11 protein-coding genes are annotated in these 15,563 nt (G+C 67.5%); 4 read left to right on the plus strand and 7 right to left on the minus strand.

Annotated features, from left to right (window positions below):
- Nucleotides 1–9 precede the first annotated feature (9 nt).
- The 4 genes from MLJ35_RS14650 to MLJ35_RS14665 all read right to left on the minus strand — a co-directional run bounded on the left by MLJ35_RS14650 (nt 10) and on the right by MLJ35_RS14665 (nt 5,320).
- Nucleotides 10–843, minus strand: a complete 834-nt coding sequence (locus MLJ35_RS14650; RefSeq protein ID WP_243384939.1) for a hypothetical protein — start codon at nt 841–843, stop codon at nt 10–12.
- A gap of 26 nt (nt 844–869) precedes the next feature.
- Complete coding sequence (locus tag MLJ35_RS14655; RefSeq protein WP_243384940.1) at nt 870–2,288, minus strand: NCS2 family permease; 1,419 nt, start codon at nt 2,286–2,288, stop codon at nt 870–872.
- Between the two features lie 28 nt (nt 2,289–2,316).
- Nucleotides 2,317–3,597 (minus strand): uracil permease, encoded by a 1,281-nt coding sequence (gene uraA, locus MLJ35_RS14660; RefSeq protein ID WP_243384941.1) that lies wholly within the window; start codon nt 3,595–3,597, stop codon nt 2,317–2,319.
- Nucleotides 3,598–3,805: 208 nt separating this feature from the next.
- A complete protein-coding gene (locus MLJ35_RS14665) occupies nt 3,806–5,320 on the minus strand; it encodes a putative bifunctional diguanylate cyclase/phosphodiesterase (RefSeq protein ID WP_243384942.1) in 1,515 nt (504 codons plus the stop codon).
- 212 nt (nt 5,321–5,532) lie between these two features.
- On the opposite strand from MLJ35_RS14665, the gene MLJ35_RS14670 reads away from it, so the two are divergent.
- A complete protein-coding gene (locus MLJ35_RS14670; RefSeq protein ID WP_243384943.1) occupies nt 5,533–6,765 on the plus strand; it encodes a CHRD domain-containing protein in 1,233 nt (410 codons plus the stop codon).
- A gap of 258 nt (nt 6,766–7,023) precedes the next feature.
- Here MLJ35_RS14670 and MLJ35_RS14675 read toward each other — a convergent pair whose 3' ends face one another.
- Nucleotides 7,024–8,130: a right-handed parallel beta-helix repeat-containing protein gene (locus MLJ35_RS14675; RefSeq protein WP_243384944.1), complete on the minus strand. Its 1,107-nt coding sequence runs from the start codon at nt 8,128–8,130 to the stop codon at nt 7,024–7,026.
- 312 nt (nt 8,131–8,442) lie between these two features.
- Here MLJ35_RS14675 and MLJ35_RS14680 point away from each other — a divergent pair, with 312 nt between their 5' ends.
- The 3 genes from MLJ35_RS14680 to MLJ35_RS14690 are packed head-to-tail and all read left to right on the plus strand — an operon-like array spanning nt 8,443 to nt 12,280.
- On the plus strand, nt 8,443–9,591 hold the full coding sequence (locus tag MLJ35_RS14680; RefSeq protein WP_243384945.1) for a polysaccharide biosynthesis/export family protein: 1,149 nt from the start codon (nt 8,443–8,445) through the stop codon (nt 9,589–9,591).
- Complete coding sequence (locus MLJ35_RS14685; RefSeq protein ID WP_275976572.1) at nt 9,588–10,067, plus strand: low molecular weight protein-tyrosine-phosphatase; 480 nt, start codon at nt 9,588–9,590, stop codon at nt 10,065–10,067. Before MLJ35_RS14680 ends, MLJ35_RS14685 begins: the two co-directional genes overlap by 4 nt.
- Nucleotides 10,064–12,280: a polysaccharide biosynthesis tyrosine autokinase gene (locus MLJ35_RS14690; RefSeq protein WP_243384947.1), complete on the plus strand. Its 2,217-nt coding sequence runs from the start codon at nt 10,064–10,066 to the stop codon at nt 12,278–12,280. The genes MLJ35_RS14685 and MLJ35_RS14690 overlap by 4 nt, the downstream gene beginning before the upstream one ends.
- A 96-nt stretch (nt 12,281–12,376) precedes the next feature.
- Here the strand turns inward: MLJ35_RS14690 and MLJ35_RS14695 are convergent, their stop codons facing one another.
- On the minus strand, nt 12,377–14,173 hold the full coding sequence (locus MLJ35_RS14695) for a non-ribosomal peptide synthetase (protein WP_243384948.1): 1,797 nt from the start codon (nt 14,171–14,173) through the stop codon (nt 12,377–12,379).
- A 62-nt stretch (nt 14,174–14,235) separates the two neighbouring features.
- The gene (locus tag MLJ35_RS14700; RefSeq protein ID WP_243384949.1) at nt 14,236–15,357 is read right to left on the minus strand and encodes an acyl-CoA dehydrogenase family protein; all 1,122 of its coding nucleotides are present in this window, start codon (nt 15,355–15,357) and stop codon (nt 14,236–14,238) included.
- Nucleotides 15,358–15,563 lie beyond the last annotated feature (206 nt).

The following is a 15,563-nucleotide window of genomic DNA, read 5'->3' on the forward strand; positions in this document are numbered from 1 at the left end:
TAGCGGGTCTCAGAAGTGGATCTGCAGCTGGGCCATGGGCGCGGTGACGCGCTTGTTGGTGGCGGGGGCGGGGCCGTCGTTGTTCGGGCCGCCGAACTTGTTGTTCCAGTACTCGAAGCCGGGGCCCACGTAGACCTTCTTCTTGGTGCCGAAGAGGGGGCTGATGTCGAAGAGCAGCGAGAGGTTCGCCAGGGTCTCGGGCTTGGTCTCCACGCCGAAGCCGTCCTTGCCCTTGGCGCCCTCGTAGTTGGCGTAGCCCTTGAACTCGGCACCCACCTGGCCCATCTGGAAGGGGATGCCCCAGGCGGCGGTGATGTAGTAGGTGGTGTCGTAGTCCACGGACCGGCCCACGATGCCGTTGTAGTTCTGCTCGTGGCAGGCCAGGAGGCCCAGGTCGAAGAAGCCGTCCGTCACCTTGAAGTTGAAGGTGGCCCCGGCGACGAGGAAGCGCTTCTTGGAGGCGAAGGCGTTGTCCTTGGCATTGAAGTCGAAGCCGGCGGTGAGGGAGATGTCGCGCACGGGGCCGAAGCTCAGGTCGGTCTTGGTGAGCTTGCCCAGGCTCAGGGAGCCGCGGTAGAGGGCGTAGACCTCGTTGGCCCCGCTGTTCCCGCTGGCGGTGGGGTCGTTCCGGTCGGACATGAGCATGTCCACGTTGAAGAAGTTCGTGCCGTAGGCCCAGCCGCTGACGTGGCCCAGCTGGAGGATGTTCTTCTTCACGGTGCCGTCGATGCCGGGCTCGCGGAACTGGGTGCCGGTGCGGTAGCCGATGAAGGTGTCGCTCCAGTCGGCGGCGCCGAGAGGCAGGGCGGCCGCCACGAGGAGGGCGAGGGCGAGCTTGGTCATGGAGTCTCCGGGGTGGGGCTGAGGTCCTAGGCGGACAGGAAGAGAAGCTTGAGGAGGAAGATGGCCGAGAGCACGAGGATGATCGGGTTGATTTCCTTGAAGCGCCCGGTGGCGGCCTTCAGCACGGTGTAGGCGATCATGCCGAGGGCGATGCCGTTGACGATGGAGAAGGTGAAGGGCATGACCACCACGGCCAGGTAGGCGGGGATGGCATCGGTGACGTCGTCGAAGCGGATCTCCTTGATCTCCGACAGCATGAAGAAGCCGATCATCATGAGCGCCGGGGCCGTGGCCTGGAGCGGCACCATGAGGAAGAGGGGCGAGAGGAAGAGGGCCAGGGCCAGCCAGCCCGCCACCACCAGGGCCGTGAGGCCCGTCTTGCCGCCCTCGGCCACGCCCGAGGCGCTCTCGATGTAGGCGGTGATGGCCGTGGTGCCGAACATGGAGGCGAAGGTGGTGCCCACGGCGTCGGCCATGAAGGCCTTCGACGCACCCGGGAACTTGCCCTCCTTGTCCAGCAGCTTGCCCTGGGCGCCGATGCCCATGAGGGTGCCGATGGTGTCGAACATGTCCACGAAGAGCAGGGTGAACAGGATGATGAAGATGTTGATCATGCCGCCCAGGGATTTGGTCCAGCTCCAGTCGTACTGGAACATCTTCGGCCAGCTGGGGATCTGGAAGAGCGTGCCCTTGGGCAGGTGGGTGAAGCCGCCGCCGAAGGATACGGGCAGCAGGCCCGCCAGGGTGATGGCCAGGATGCCCAGGAGGATGGCGCCCTTCACGCGCTTGGCCACCAGCACAGCGATGAGGAAGAGGCCCACCACGGACCAGAAAGCGGGGGTGAGGTGGCCGTGGTCCCAGAACTTCGCGATGAAGAGGTTGTTCACGTCGTGCAGGCCGAAGAGGGCCGAGGGATCGTTCTTCAGCACCGGGAAGATCGTGTCGGGCTCGAACTTCAGGCCCACCTGGGTGACGCCGGAATCTACGAAGCCGATGATGGCGATGAAGAGGCCGATCCCCACGGAGATGCCCTTCTTCAGCGAGAAGGGGATGGCGTCCATGAACGCCTCACGGACCTTCATGGCGCTGAGGGCGATGAAGACCAGGCCCTCCAGCAGCAGGGCCGTGAGGGCCACCTGGATGGTGTAGCCCATGCCGCCCTGGTTGGCCGGCGCGCAGACGGTGAAGGCGAAGAAGGCCGAGAGGCCGATGCCCGAGGCGAAGGCGATGGGCAGGTTCGCGTAGAAGGCGCCGATGAGCGTCGAGAGGATGGCGCAGATCACGAAGGCCGTGAAGCCCTGCGCTGGCGCGATGCCCGCCACCTTGAGGAAGGCGTTGGGGATCAGGGAGATCACGTAGGCCATCGAGATGAAGGTGGTGGTGCCCGCGAGCACCTCCGTGGCCACCGTGGTGCCCTTGGCCTTCAGGCCAAAAAACCGTTCCATGCGGTACTCCTCGAAAGGGGTGGAGGGATCAGGATTGCGTTTCGGTGTCGTTGCTGAGGCCGAGGTGGTCGAGGCCCCAGAAGAGCAGGCTGAGGATGATGGCCACCACCGTCCCGAGGGCCATGCCCTTGAGCTCCACGGTGCCCAGCTTCACGGCCGCGCCGCTGATGCCACTGATGAGCACCACGGACGTGAGGATCAGGTTGCGGGACTGGGTGTAGTCCACCTGCTTCTCGATGAGCATGCGGATGCCCGCGGCGGCGATGACGCCGAAGAGCAGGATGCAGACGCCGCCCATGACGGGCACGGGGATGCTCCGGATGAGGGCCGCCAGCTTGCCAGAGAAGGAGACCAGGATGGCGATGACGGCTGTGCCGCCGATGACCCACACGCTGTAGACCTTGGTGATGGCCATGACGCCGATGTTCTCGCCGTAGGTGGTGTTGGGCGTGGCCCCCACGAGGCCCGACAGCACGTTCGAAATGCCATCGCCCAGGAGGGAGCGGTGCAGGCCGGGATCCTTCATCAGGTCCTTGCCCACGATGTTCCCGGTCACGACGAGGTGCCCCACGTGCTCCGCCAGCACCACCAGCGCGGCGGGCAGGATGATGAGGATGGCCTGGAGGTTGTAGGTGGGCGCGTAAAGCGTGGGCACCTGGAACCAGGGCGCCAGGCGCACGGACTGGAGGTCCACCACGCCTAGCCCCAGCGAGATCAGGTAGCCCGCGATGACGCCCAGCAGCACGGGGATCACCGCCAGGAACCCGCGCAGGAGGATGGAGGCCAGGATGGTCACCGCCAGGGTGGACAGCGAGACCACCAGGGCCAGCCGAAGCGGCATGCCCAGCACGGCGGGACCGGCCGTGAGCCCGGCCATGTTGGTGGCCACGGGGGCCAGTTCCAGGCCGATGATGGCCACGATGGCGCCCATGGCGGCCGGGGGGAAGATGATGTCGATCCACCGGGTGCCCGCCACGCGCACCACCTGGGAGAGCAGCATGAAGATGAGGCCGAAGACGATGAAGCCGCCCTGTGCGGCGGAGTAGCTGAGGCCCGCCGCCAGCACGGCGAAGACCGGCGAGAGGAACGCGAAGCTCGAGCCCAGGTAGGCGGGGATGCGGCCCTTGGCCACGGCCAGGTAGATCAGCGTGCCCACGCCGTTCATCAGCAGGCAGGTGGCCGGGTTCACCTTGAAGAGGAAGGGCACCAGCACCGTGGCGCCGAACATGGCGAACAGGTGCTGGAGGCTCAGGGGCGCGGTCTGCAGCAGGGGCAGGCGTTCGTCGACGTCGATGGTGCGGCGCTGCATGGGGGCCTCGGCGGGTGTGGACCTTGTGAAGGCACCGCGGGGTGGCGCCTGGCTCCGGGGCCCGGGGAGGGTCCCTTCGGTCCGGAGGCACAAGGACCGGTCGATTGTCCCCTGCCAGGGCGTTTGCAGCCGTCACATTATGTTTTTTCCAGGCGCCGTGCGCGATGGGCCCCGTGCGGTGGCCCGCGGAGACGGGAGCAGGGCGGCCCTAGCGGGAGCCCCGTCCGCGGCCGGTCGGGGCCCCCTGAGGAACCTTTGCTTCCTCCCGGGGCCGCCCGGCGGCCTTCCTCAGGAATTGCTTCGTGGACATGAACTCCAGCATGGCCTCGAAGGCGTCCGCCGGCTGGGGCCGCCCCAGCAGGAAGCCCTGGAGGCAGTCGCAGCCGAGCAGCTCCAGCGCGTCGCGCTGGACCTCGGTCTCCACGCCCTCGGCCACCACCGTGAGGTTGAGGCTGTGGGCGAGCTGGATCACCGCGCGCACGATGGCGTCGGAGGAGAGGGCCGGATCCTCGGATTGCAGCGCGGCGATGAAGGACTGGTCCAGCTTCAGGGTGGTGATGGGCAGGCGCTGGAGGTAGCCCAGGGAGCTGTAGCCCGTGCCGAAATCATCGATGGCGATCCGCGTGCCGATCTCCCGCAGCCGGTGGAGCGGCGCCAGGTCCTCGTGGCCCTGCCGCATGACGAGGCTCTCGGTGAGTTCCAGCTCGAGGCAGCCCGGTTCGAGGCCCGTATCCGCCAGCGCACGGGCCACGCAGGCATCCCAATCTCCGTTGGCGAACTGGAGGACGGAGACGTTCACGGCGAGGATCAGCGGAGAGGGGCTGATGGCCTGCCACCGGGCCATCTGGCCGCAGGCCTCGCGGAGCGCCCACTCGCCGATGGGCAGGATGAGGCGGCTCTCCTCGGCCAGGGGGATGAACTTCACGGGGGGCACGGCGCCCAGCAGCGGGTGGTTCCAGCGCATCAGCGCCTCGGCGCCCGCGAGGCGGCCGTCCATGAAGAACTGGGGCTGGTAGTACATCTGCAGCTCGCCGTTCTGCAGGGCGCTCCGCAGGCAGCTCTCCAGCTCCTGCCGCTCGAGGGAGACCTCGTTGAGCGTGCTGGTGAAGCACTCGATGCGGTTGCCGCCGCGCTCCTTGGCGCGGACCAGGGCGGATTCCGCGTGGGCCTCCAGGATGTGGGCGTCCATGCCGTCGTTGGGGAAGACGCAGACGCCGATGCTGGCGGTGAGGTCGATCTCCCGGGATCCGGCGTGGAAGGGCACCTGGAGGGCCTCCAGGAGCTTCTGGCCCACCCGGGCCGCGGCCACCACATCCTTGATCTCCTGGAGCAGGACCAGGAACCGGTCGCCACCCATGCAGGCGAGCGTGTCGCCCTGGCGCAGGGCTTCCTGGAGGCGCTGGCCGAGGAGCCGCAGCACCTCATCGCCCCCCGGGTGCCCCAGCAGGTCGTTCACGCGCTTGAAGCGGTCCACGTCCAGGAGGAGGACGGCGACGATGTGCCCGTGCCGCTGGGCCACCAGCAGGGCCTGGGACAGCCGGTCCGCGAAGTGCCGATGGTTAGGCAGGCCGGTGACCCCGTCCAGCAGACTCAGCTCAGACACACGCTGCTCCAGGGCCTGGATGCGCCGTTCGGCGTTCCGGAGGCGGCCGATCGCATCGAGACGGTCGATCTTGAGCATGAAGCCCTTGAGATCCAGACCGTGGGAACGCTCGTTCGGCAAATGCACTCCGGATGGCATTCAAATCCTAAGGCACCCGTTCGGATGGCGCCATGGAGAAAGGCTTTTCCGAGGAAAAAAGCGTCGATGAGATCAGGGAAAGATGTGCCGGCCCGGCACCTCCGGAGGGGTCGCTTTCCTCGAACCGGATCTGACCCTCCGGTCGCGGGCGGCCCATGGTGGGGTCCGCGGGAGACCCCGCGGAGGAGTTGCCCATGCGAACCCCCGACCCGGAAGGCCGGTCCCGGCCTTTCACCCTCCTGGCCCTTTCCGCCCTGCTCCTCCTGGCCGCGGCCTGCGGCGGCGGCGGGGGCGGTGGGGGTGGCGCTGCGGCGATGCCACCGCCCCCGCCGCCCTATGTCCGGTACGCCGCGCTGTCCGGGGCCGACGAGGTGCCCGCCAACGCCTCCACGGCCACGGGTGCGGCCGCCTTCTCCGTGAACCCCACCACGAAGGTCCTTACGGGCACCGTGACCACCTCGGGGATTGCCGGGGTGGCCGCCCACATCCACGAGGGCGCCCCCGGCGTGGCGGGCCCCATCATCATCCCGCTCAGCGGCGGGGCCGCCGGCGTCTGGACCGTCCCCGCCAACACGGTGCTGACGGACGCGCAGTACGCCAAGCTCCAGACCAACGGCTACTACGTGAACGTCCATAGCGCGGCCTTCGCCGCCGGGGAGATCCGCGGCCAGATCGAACTCCAGGTGAGCTTCGCCGCCCTCACGGGCGGCCAGGAGACTCCCACCAACACCAGCACCGCCACGGGCTTCGCCTCCCTGGCCGTGAACGCGACGACCGGGGCCATCCAAGGCTCCGTGGTCACGGCGGGGATCACCGGGACCGGCGCCCACATCCACGAGGCGGCCGCCGGCACCGCGGGGCCCATCCTCATTCCCCTGACGGACGCGGGCGGCGGCGTCTGGACCGTGCCGGCGGGGGCCTCCCTCACCAGCGCCCAGGTCGCCAGCTGGCAGGCGGGCAACCTCTACGTGAACGTCCATTCGGCGGCCTTCCCCAGCGGCGAGATCCGCGGTCAGCTGAACGTGGCCGCCCCCGTGACGCAAACGGCCACCCTCTCCGGCGCCAGCGAAACCCCGGCCAACGCCTCGACCGCCACGGGCACCGGGGCCTTCAGCCTCAACCCCGCCACCCTGGAGCTGATCGGCGGCGTGGCCACGACCGGGATCACGGGAACCGGGGCCCACATCCACGAGGCACCGGCGGGGACCGCCGGGCCCATCATCGTGCCCCTGACGGATGCGGGCGGCGGCATCTGGACCGTGCCGGCGGGGACCCGCCTCACCAGCAGCCAGTTCACCAGCTGGCGGACGGGGAACCTCTACGTGAACGTCCACAGTACCGCTTATCCCAGCGGCGAGATCCGGGGCCAGCTGGGCGGTTCCTCCGGCGGAGGGACCGGGGGAGGCACCGGAGGCGGAGGGTACTGAGCGCCCTCCGGTGGGGCCCGGCGTCGCAGAGGGACGCCGGGCCTTTTTCGCTCGGACGGAGCAACCGCCCACCAGGGGGCCGACCCAGGGATGGACGTGGATGCTGAGACGTTGCGCGGGGCCACCTGGTAGCCGAACTGCCGCTCGCAGCGATCGACCCCATCATGGGGCGGGATCGAGGTCATGCCGCTCCCGCGGCTCTCCGAACCGGACGAAGGTCCCACCGCCCTCCAGGGGCCTGGCTGGGGTCGGGGCGGATCATGGGGGCACCCCGTTGCCGGAGAGGGTGTTGTCCGTGATGCTGTTGCCCGAGGACAGGTACTCGAGAATGCCGTTCCGACCGTTGCTGGTCACGGTGTTGCGGGTGACGGTGGTGCCCGCGACGCCGTTCCTCAGGTAGATGCCGTACCCCACGTTGCTCTGGACGGTGTTGTTCTTCACGGCATGGCCGCCGGTGTTGGAGGCCTCGAGGCCGCTGCGGGGGCCCGAGCTGAGGCTGCCCGCGCCATTGCCGCTCATGGTGTTGCCGTCGATCACCACGCTGTAGATGAAGGCCAGGCCGGAATAGGCGATGGGGACCCCCACCTCGATGCCGTCGCCCGCGTTGTTCGTGAAGACGCAACCCGTGATCAGCACGTTGTTGACCGTCTGGCCGCTGTTCGGCTCGATGTCGAGGCCGTCCTCGGGAAGGGTGCCTCCGGTGTTGGCGAAGCGGGAATCCCGGACGACGATGCCGCTCCCCCCGGTGATGGAGAGCCCTTGGCGGCGGTTGTGGTCCGCGGTGACGCGGCAGAGGGTCACGTCGCTGGCATCGGTCACCGTGAACCCGTCGCCCCAGCATTCCCTCGCGGTGACCCCGACCACGGCGATGTGCTGGGCGCCGCCCGTGATCCGGAGTCCCATGCCCTGCTCGCCGGTGGTGCCCGTGTGGGCGCTGCGCTCGCCCAGGAGGGTGCCACCCAGGATGTTCACGTTCGAGACCCCGGACACCCGCAGGATGGTGTAGTTGTCCGCGCTGTTCGGGATGGCCGCCAGGACGGCGCCGCTGTCGAGGGAGAGGGTCATGCCGCTCCGCAGGAGCAGGGAGGTGAGGGCATTCACTCGGTAGGTTCCCGCCGGGACCGAGACCGTGCCCCCGGTGCCGCCGACGGCATCGATGGCCTTCTGCAGGGCGGCCGTGTCATCCGTGGTCCCGTCGCCCTTGGCGCCGTAGGGCGCATCCTTGACGTTCACGACCCGGGAGGAGGTGGGCGTGGGGGCGCAGTTCGCCGTCGGGGGCTCGACCCCTCCCACCGGTCCGGAGGATCCACTTCCGTGGCAGGTGCACAGGAGGAGTCCCCCGCCGACCGCCAGGCCCCCGAACATCCCCTTCCACCCAGGTGGCAGGTCGACCTCTCGGAGAGAGAATCCGGCTAGGCGGCGCCGTCGGATCCCGGGGCCTGGGGGGGGAAGGGGGAGGGGCGGCATGGAGGGTCTCCGGACGGGAACCATATCATCCACAAGCTTGCGCAAGCATGCTGATTTTCCTTGCGAGCTTGTGGTAAATAGCGATATATCTATCAGCTCCTCTCGGAGACTGCCGTGTGTCCACAAGACCCGTCTAGTGCTCGGATTCAAACCGCCGGTTCTGCACTCTCCGCGCCGCGCCAGTCCGCGATTCCAGGCCGAGAGATGGGGATGCGTCCCCGGGCCAAAGCCGCTCCGAAGGTCGCCCCGACCCTCGCTCTGGGGGCCGCCCTTGGCGCGGTCCTGCTGCTCGGCGCGTGCAGGGCGCCGGGCATGAAGCTGCGGGAGCAGCCCTCCCGGCCGGAAACCACCCGGGTCGACGGGCTGACGGTCTCCTTGCAGCCGCTGAACCTCACGACCGTCCAGGCCCAGGAGCGGCCGGCTGGCGAAACGTTCTCACTGGAAGGCCTGCTCGCACAGAATCCTCCGGTCTACCTGGTCGGCCCCCAGGACATCCTGCTGGTCACCGTCTGGGACCACCCCGAGATCACCCTGCCCCTGGGCCAGTACCGGCAGGACACCGCCGCCGGCACCGTGGTGGACGAGCACGGCGATCTGTTCTTCCCCTACGTCGGCAAGTTCCATGTCGCGGGACTTTCCGTGGGCCAGGTCCGGGACAAGCTCGCCGCGCTTCTGAACAAGGTGCTGCAGAATCCGCAAGTGGACGTGAAGGTGATCGCCTACCGGTCGCAGAAGGTCTATCTGGGCGGGGAGGTCCGGAACCCGGGCGTCTATCCCGTCAACGATGTGCCGCTCTCCCTGACCGAGGCCCTGAACCGCGCCGGCGGGCTGCTCCCGACGGCCGACGACAGCCGCATCCTCCTCTCGCGGGGCCAGAAGACCTGGACCCTGAATTTCCAGGCCCTGCTTTCCCAGGGCAACCGGGTGGGTCAGATCCTGCTTCAGAACGGGGATTCACTCCAGGTTCCGCACCTGAACGACGCCCCCATCTACATGATGGGCGAGCTTCTGAGGCCCGGGACGACGCCCCTGGTCCACGGCCAGCTCTCTCTGGCGAAGGCCATCCAGGACTCCGGCGGCATCCAGGGGCAGACCGCGGACCCCAGGTGCATCTACGTGATCCGCCAGGGCTCCTCGCTCAATGCCGTGGATGTCTTCCACCTCGACGCCCGCAACCCGACGGCCATGATCCTCGCCGACCGGTTCCCGCTGCGGCCCCGGGACATCGTCTACGTGGACAAGGGCACGGTGGTGCGCTGGGGCCAGGTCGTGAACCTCGTCCTGCCGGCCTACAGCGGCCTGCTGCAGACTGCCGTCAGCGCCAAGTACCTGGGCTCCTCGTCGAACTCAAGACCATGAAGACTGGCTGTACCCCCGCCATTCACCGCATCCTCGTCATTTGTGAAGGCAACCACTGCCGAGGCCCCATGGCCGAGGCGATGCTGCGCGCCGCCCTGCCTCCCGGCATCCAGGTGGCGTCCGCCGGGCTGAACGCCCTGGAGGGCCTCCCGGTGGATCCCGAGGTGTCCCGGTTGATGGCGGAGGCCGGCCTGGACGTCTCCGGGCACGCGGGCCGGCAGCTGACCGAGGAGATGCTCCTGGCGGCCGACCTCGTCCTGGTGATGGATCTTCCCCAGAAAGCCTGGTGCGAGGCGGCGACCCCCAGCCTCCTGGGTCGGATCTTCCTCCTCGGGCACTGGCGCCCGGAGGGGGCCCGGGAGATTCCAGATCCCTTCCGCCAGGGGGCCGAGGCCTTCCGCACAGCCTTCGAGAACATCCACCTATCCGTGTCAGACTGGCTGCCCCGCTTGGCACACGAGCAGAGGTCTGCATGAACAGCCCCCTCGCCACCGGCATTCGACCCTCCCGGCTGGATCCGGAGGAACCCCGCCCCCGCCCCATGAAGCGGTTTCACGAGCCCGAGGAGATCGGGCTCACCGAATGGCTTGCCAACCTCTGGGAGGGGAAGCACCTCATCCTCGCGGCGCTCGTCGTGTTCGTCGGGCTGGGTGGCCTGTACGTCTGGCAGGCTTCCCCGGTCTACCAGGTCCAGGCCCTGCTGCAGGTCCAGGCCAAGCGAACCGGCCCGTCGGACCCGGCCTTCGCGAAGATGGAGGGCCTGCTCTCGGCGCCTTCGGATACGCCGAGCGAGGTCGAGATCCTCCAGAGCAACCTGGTGCTGGGCCGGACGGTGGAGGCGCTCAGCCTCGATCTTCGCGCCCGCCCGAAGCTGTTCCCCGTCTTCGGCGCCGCCCTGAACCGCGGGAACCCGGAGGCGCCCAAGGTCGACCTGGAGTCGTTCGAGGTGCCGGACGATCTGCGCGGGACGGTGTTCAACCTCCGCGCCCTGGGGGGCGGAGCCTTCCAGCTGGATTCCCCGAAGGGCGCCCCCCTTGGCAAGGGCGAGGTGGGCCAGCCTCTGTCCGTGTCCTACGTGGGGGAACCCCTCAAGCTGGTCGTCCGCTACATGCAGGCCAAGCCCGGGCAGGTCTTCACGGTCGAGCGGAGCTCGGTGACCGACGGGATCGCCTCGCTGCGCGCCAACCTCGACGTGGCGGAAAAGGGCAAGCTCACGAACGTGCTGGGGCTGACCCTCACCAGCACCAATCCGGCTCTCGGCGCGAAGATCTTGAACGAGATCATCGACCAGTACATCCACCACAAGGTCGAGGGGAAGAACTCCACGACCATGAAAACCCTGGAGATCCTCAAGGAGCAGCTGCCCCAGGTGAAGGCCAAGCTGGACGAGTCGGAGAACCGGCTCAACCAGTTCCGGACCCGGACCGGATCCGTGGATCTTGCCCGGGAGGCGGACTCCTACCTCCAGCAGAGCACCAACCTCAAGACGCAGATGTCCTCCCTCCAGCAGAGGCGCCAGGAGCTCCTTCGGACCTATCGGGAGGACGCCGACGTGGTGGCCACCCTCGACAAGCAGATCGCCCAGCTCAAAGCCGAGAACGGGCGGATCGAATCGAAGGTCCGCACCCTGCCGGGGGCCCAGCAGGAAGTGGTGCGCCTGTCCCGCGAGGTGGCGGTCAACACGGAGCTCTACACCGCGATCTTGAACAACATCCAGCAGCTCCGTATCGCCAGTGCGGGCGAGGTGGGAGGCATCACGGTGGTGGATTCCGCCACGGCGGATCCCAAGCCCGTGGCGCCCCGGAAGACGCTGCTCATGGGCCTGTTCACCTTCCTCGGCCTCTTGGTCGGCATCGGCCTCGCCATCCTCCGCAAGGCCCTCAATCCGCGCATCGAGGATCATCGTCTCCTCGAATCCAAGCTCGGGTTGCCGGTGCTGGTGACCATCCCCCACAGCAAGGCCCAGGAGGCCCACAGCCAGGCCATCCGGAACGGCGAGGACGGCCTGCACCTGCTGGCGACTCTCAACCCGGACGACCTCGCCACGGAGAGCCTCCGCAGCCTTCGTACCAGCCTCCATTTCTCCAGGAAGCACGCGGCCGTGAGGACGATCATGGTGACCGGGCCCTCGCCGAACATCGGGAAATCCTTCGTGGCGGGGAACCTCGCCGCGGTGCTGGCCCGGTCCGGAAGCCGGGTGCTGGTGGTGGATGCCGACCTCCGGAAGGGGTCGCTACACCGCCACTTCTGGTCGAAGGACCGGACAGGCGGGCTGTCGGACGTCCTGGCCGGGATGGCGGAATGGGAGACGGTGGTCCACAAGACGCCCGTGCCAAGGCTCTCCCTGATGATGTCCGGCTCCATCCCCATGAACCCGTCCGAGCTGCTGATGACGCAGGCCTTCGACACGTTCCTGGCCCAGGCCTCGAAGGCCTACGACTGCGTGATTCTGGACGCCCCGCCCGTGTTGGCGGTCACCGACTCCCTCCTCATTGGGGCCAAGGTCGACGGCGTCCTGCTCGTGGTGAAGTACGGTGCCCACTCCCTCGACGAGTTGCGGGCCTGCCTCACCCAGCTCGATCGCGCGGATCTTCCGTTGATGGGGTGCGTCTTCAACGATGTCGAGCCTCTCGGCGTCGTGGGCAACTACACGCACTACCGGTACGCCTACCACTACCGGTACGAGTGACGAACCCCGACGGGGCCGTCGCTCGCCGGCCGGGGCCGCGCGGGCCGCGCCATGCGGCGGGCATTCTCCGTGAACCAGGTCGCATGGACCAAGGCGCTACGGGTAATTCGAAGGTTCCCAGTCAGATGACCCATCTCCCGAGCCTGATGGGATCTTCTCGAGCGCTAGGGTATCGATGGCCGTGGCGAGAGTGGATAGCCGAAGATGGTCGAACAGGCCCGCGAGCTCGAGGTCCACGCCAAACGTGCTCTTGATCTGGATGAGCAATCCAATGCCACTCATCGAGTCGCCCCCCAGGTCGAAGAAGTCATCGTCAACGCCGACCGTATCCCGCTTCAGCAGATCGCACCATATCGCCGCGAGGGCCTGCTCGGTCCGGGTGCGGGGCTTTCCGCCTTTTTCGGCGCCAGCGGTCTCGCCGGTCCAGGGTGGCAGGGCTTTCCGGTCGACCTTTCCGTTTGGCGTGAGCGGGAGGGCGTCCATGAAGATGAAATGGGCCGGAACCATGTATCCCGGAATCCGCTCCTTGAGGAACGACCGCAGCTCCCCGGCATCCGGCCTAGCGTCGTCGCGTGCGACCACATATGCGAGGAGTTGCTTGGCCCCGGATTCGTCCGCGCGCGCGAGGACCGCGCAAGACCAGACCTTCGGTTGTGCCGCGAGGGCCGCTTCAATCTCGCCAAGCTCGACCCGGTAGCCGCGGATTTTGACTTGGTCGTCGATCCGGCCCAGGTATTCCAGGATTCCATCCGCCCGGTACCTTGAGAGGTCTCCCGTCTTATACATGGTGGCGCCTGGAACGTCACTGAAGGGATCGGGCAGGAAACGCTCGGCCGTGAGCTCCGGCCGGTTCAGGTAACCGCGGGCCACGCCAGCGCCACCAATGTAGAGCTCGCCCATCTCGCCGGGCGGAACCGGCCGAAGGCTGGGATCGAGCACATACAGGGAGGTGTTCGCGATCGGTCGCCCGATGGGCACGGGTCCGCTGGTCGGATCCTCTGGCCGCACTTCGTGGACACAGCAACCGACGACCGTCTCGGTGGGGCCGTATTCGTTGATGATCCGCGTGTCAGGCGCCAGATCGCGCCAGAGCTGGAGGCTTTCGGCCAACAGATTCTCGCCCCCGACCACGAAGACCCTCGCCATGCCCGGCACATGGATCGGGTTGACCTGCTTGCTCAGCAGCTCCAGGTGCGACGGCGTGATCTTGACGAGACCGTGCCCCCCGGTTCGCTGCAACGCCGCCACCAGGTTCTGCGCGCCGGCATCCTCCGGCAGGAGCTCGACCGTGCCGCCCGCCATCAGCGGCGTGTACAGGCTGGTCACCGTGAGGTCGAACGACACGGAGGAATGAACCGGAACCCTGTGGCCGGGCCCGACGGCATAGGCCTGAATCGCCCACCACAAATAATTGACCAGGCCGCTATGGACGATCATCGCCCCTTTGGGTCGGCCGGTCGATCCAGAGGTGTACATGACATAGGCCAGATGGGACGGATGGGCGACCGGCGCAGGATTGTCCTGGGCTTGGTGTTCGATCAGCGGCCAGCCGCTGTCCAGGTAAATCGCCTCGGCGCTCAGAGAGCCGAGCACCGGACGGCACTTCTCCTCGGTCAGCAGCCACCGTGTTCCGGCATCGCCGATCATGAAGGACAGCCGCTCCGGTGGGTAGGTCGGATCCAGAGGGACATAGGCGCCTCCTGCCTTCCACACCCCCAGCAACGCCACGACCATCTCCGGGGAGCGCTCAAGACAGACGCCTACGAGCACGTCCGGACCCACGCCGCGTTCGCGGAGGTGGTGCGCCACCTTGTTCGCGCGCTCATTCAATTCCCGGTAGCTGACCTGTCGCGCTCCGAATGAGAGGGCGACGGCGTCGGGGGTCCGGGCCACCTGGCGCTCGAACAGCTCGTGTGTGCAAACAGGTGGGAATTCGGCGCGCGTACCGCTGATTGTCATAAGGACCGCCCCACGATTTCTTTCATGACCTCATTGGTGCCGCCGAAAATCCGCTGTGCCCGGCTATCGCGCCACATGCGCGCGATCGGGTATTCCTCCATGTACCCGTATCCCCCATGGAGCTGGACGCACTCGTCGATGACCCGGCATTGGCAGTCGGTCAGCCAGTACTTGGCCATCGCCGCGCTCACCGGGTCCAGCCGCCCGGCGATGTGCTGTTGGATGCAGTTGTCCACGAACACGCGCCCGACGTGCGCCTCGGTCTTGCACTCCGCCAGCTTGAACCGCGTGTTCTGCAGGTCGATGAGCGGGTTGCCGTAAATCCGCCGCTCCTTCGCGTAGCGTGTCGTCATCTCCACCGCGCTTTCCGCGGAGGCGACGGCGGCGAGCCCGATCGACAGCCGCTCGTAGGTGAGCTGCTCCATGAGCTGCAACAGTCCGCGGCCCTCGCCGGCGCCAAGCAGGTTCTCGGCGGGGACCCGCACGCCGTCGAAGAACAGCTCGCACGTGTCCAGAGGGTGCCGACCGACTTTTTGCAGGATCTGGCCGATCCGGTAGCCGGGCAGGTTTTCGGTCTCGACAACCAGCAGGGACAGCGCCTTCATGCCGGTGGCCTTGGGGTCCGTCCGCACGGCGAGACACACGAGACCCGCATGCCATCCATTGGTGATGAAGGTCTTGGAACCGTCGATGACGTAGTCATCGCCCTCCCTGCGGGCGAGGGTCCTGAGGGACGCCAGATCGGACCCAGCGTCGGGTTCCGTCATCCCGATCGCACCGACGAGGGTTCCGTTGGCCATGCGGGGGAGCCAAGCTCGTTTCTGCGCCTCGCTGCCATAGGCCAGAATGTAGTGGGCCACGATGCTCTGGACCCCAGCGCCGAACGGAATCCCCGCGCGCGCCAACTCTTCCACGACGACGGCTTCATGCGCGAAAGTCCCGCCGCCCCCGCCGTAGGCTTCAGGCACGTCTGGCAGCAGCAATCCGGCTTGGCCGGCTTTGATCCACGCGTCGGAATCCGGGCGGCCCTGCGCCGCCCAGAGGGCCTGGTGCGGGGCGAGGTCGTGCTCGACGAAGTGCCGGACCGTCCGCCGGAAGATTCGGGTATCGTCGGTCATCCACGGGGACTCGTAACCGAGTGCTGTCATCGAATGGGATCGCCTCAGAAGAATAAATGTCATATCATGTTCGACAACGGATTGCTACAAGCTTGTCGACCGTCGGTGGGCCTTACCGGGAGCCCATGACGTGCGGGCTCCGTTCCTGACCTTTCGAGATGCCGCCTCCGCTCCGGAACAGCCACCCGGTGAAATCACCCCCGGAA

Origin of the sequence: Geothrix alkalitolerans (assembly GCF_022808885.1) — a bacterium.
Lineage (GTDB): Bacteria > Acidobacteriota > Holophagae > Holophagales > Holophagaceae > Geothrix > Geothrix alkalitolerans.

Coding starts and splice junctions, on each gene's coding strand:
- MLJ35_RS14650 (WP_243384939.1), bottom strand. CDS start 843: ATGACCAAGCTCGCCCTCGCCCTCCTCGTGGCGGCCGCCCTGCCTCTC.
- MLJ35_RS14655 (WP_243384940.1), bottom strand. CDS start 2,288: ATGGAACGGTTTTTTGGCCTGAAGGCCAAGGGCACCACGGTGGCCACG.
- uraA (WP_243384941.1), bottom strand. CDS start 3,597: ATGCAGCGCCGCACCATCGACGTCGACGAACGCCTGCCCCTGCTGCAG.
- MLJ35_RS14670 (WP_243384943.1), top strand. CDS start 5,533: ATGCGAACCCCCGACCCGGAAGGCCGGTCCCGGCCTTTCACCCTCCTG.
- MLJ35_RS14675 (WP_243384944.1), bottom strand. CDS start 8,130: ATGTTCGGGGGCCTGGCGGTCGGCGGGGGACTCCTCCTGTGCACCTGC.
- MLJ35_RS14680 (WP_243384945.1), top strand. CDS start 8,443: ATGCGTCCCCGGGCCAAAGCCGCTCCGAAGGTCGCCCCGACCCTCGCT.
- MLJ35_RS14685 (WP_275976572.1), top strand. CDS start 9,588: ATGAAGACTGGCTGTACCCCCGCCATTCACCGCATCCTCGTCATTTGT.
- MLJ35_RS14690 (WP_243384947.1), top strand. CDS start 10,064: ATGAACAGCCCCCTCGCCACCGGCATTCGACCCTCCCGGCTGGATCCG.
- MLJ35_RS14700 (WP_243384949.1), bottom strand. CDS start 15,357: ATGACCGACGATACCCGAATCTTCCGGCGGACGGTCCGGCACTTCGTC.